Source organism: Bacillus sp. JJ664 (assembly GCF_036962205.1).
Taxonomy (GTDB): domain Bacteria; phylum Bacillota; class Bacilli; order Bacillales; family Bacillaceae_G; genus Gottfriedia.
Map to the genome: position 1 here is coordinate 1 of NZ_JBALMS010000056.1, position 1,930 is coordinate 1,930.

The 1,930-nt window shown below is 31.1% G+C and carries 2 protein-coding genes; one reads left to right on the plus strand and one right to left on the minus strand.

Annotation, left to right across the window (positions count from 1 at the left end; genetic code table 11):
• Nucleotides 1-209: Ger(x)C family spore germination C-terminal domain-containing protein (locus V7056_RS10520; protein WP_499701714.1), on the plus strand; the 209-nt coding region annotated here is incomplete at its 5' end.
• A gap of 175 nt (nt 210-384) precedes the next feature.
• Here V7056_RS10520 and V7056_RS10525 read toward each other — a convergent pair.
• Nucleotides 385-1,533: a glycosyltransferase family 4 protein gene (locus V7056_RS10525; RefSeq protein ID WP_499701716.1), complete on the minus strand. Its 1,149-nt coding sequence runs from the start codon at nt 1,531-1,533 to the stop codon at nt 385-387.
• Nucleotides 1,534-1,930: the final 397 nt, after the last annotated feature.

Consider the following 1,930-nt stretch of genomic DNA (forward strand, 5'->3'; position numbering starts at 1 on the left):
GAATAGTTGAAAATGTAATGAAAAAAACTCAAAAGGAATTAAAGGTAGATGTTGTTGGATTCGGAAATCAGTTAAGAATTCAAGAACCGAGGCTTTGGAATAAAATAAAAAATCATTGGGATGAAGATTTCAGTAAAGCAAGCATTCATTATAAGGTTGATTTAACAATAAAAGATTACGGAATGCTGGGCTCTAAAAATAATAAATAAAAATCCAAAATAAAAAAGCTCAAACTCTAATGGTTAGATGTTTGAGCTTTAAATCATTCCAAGGAGGATCGAAATTTAATTCTATCCAATTCAATTGAATGATTAGTTTTTTTCTTAATCAATATTTTTTATACTAAAAGTTCTGAGTTTTTACGACATCGAAAAAAAATGTTTCCTAGACTCCTGCTTCTTTATGATGATTGATCGCAGCAGTATACAAATTATCTAACCTCTGAGATACATGCGAAAATTCAAAGTTGGATTCCACGAAAGCTCGTCCTTCTTTTGCCAATTTATTTTTTGCTTCCAGATTTGAAAATAAGAACAAAATAGCTTCAACAAAAGCATCCGAGTTTGTGTAATCATCTATTACATAGCCATTTTTCATATGCTCGATAATTTCTGCATTTCCACCTCTATTTGTAGTAATGATTGGTAAGCCTGTCCCCATCGCTTCATAATGAACCCTTGCTAAAGGTTCTTGCCATTGTGAGCTACACACAAAAACATCTCCAATTAAAAAATGTGATGGAATGTCATATGGCGGAACAAATCCAGTAAAAATCACTTTATCCTTACCTAATGATTCAGCTTGTTTTCTAATTTTCAAACCATATTCATCTATTCGATCTTCACTAAACCATTTACTCCCAACTATGACTAGTACAGAATTACTATATTTATTAATTACTTTCTTCATTGATTCAATTAAAACATCTGGACCTTTTACTGCACTTAATCGTCCAACGAATAAAACAACTTTTTTATCTTCTACCCCAAATTTTTTTCTTAACTCTTTTCTTTTCTCCTGTACTTCTTTATCCCAATAAGGTTTATACCTTTTCAAATCGATGCCAGAATAAACAGCTTTGATTTTATTTTTGGCGTGTGGAAAGCGTTCAATGACTGTTTGTCCTATATATTCACTTATTGTCATGATTCGATCTACTGCTTGAATCACTAAATTTCCCATCTCATAGGAAATTTTACCTTCTTTAAACATTTCATTATGGAGACTTATAACGAAGCGACTCTCTGGCATGGAATTCTTATAAACTAGTAAATCACGAGGCCGGTTAAAAACGTGGACTAAATCGTACACTTCATGTTTTGCTCTCTTTTTAGAAAGTTCAATTCCTATATTAAATACATAATTTTGTTTTGGTACACGGATATATTCAACCCCATTCACGACTCCCCGTTCTGGTAGATCGGGATGTGTAATTCCGAAAATAGTCAATTCATGGTGGGCATTTAAGTGAGGTGTAACACCATCAATTAGTACTTGTATTGCCCCTCCACCAACAGGAGGTACAGGAAACATTTCTGTACAAATTAATGCAATTTTAATTGTAGACCACTCCTTTCATTCACATGAAACAAAAATAAATACGAACAATCTTCTATCATCTCTTTGTAATCTATGATGTTAAAAATGTTTAGAAACGGCGAATCTACTAATTATTTGACTTAATCATTTAATAAAATAACATTTGGATATATTCTACTAAAATGGCTCTAATTCTTATTTTAAGATTTTATAGTTAACTTCTAGTAAATACTTTCCAAATAAAATAAAAAGCGATTACTAGTTGTGAAAGTAATAAAAAGCATGCTAACACTGCACTTACCTATTTGCAAAAATTGTAGATTTTAGCCATTTCAAATACTGAAACTGTCTAAATATCATATATTCAATTTTAGAGAGCTATTTTTAATTG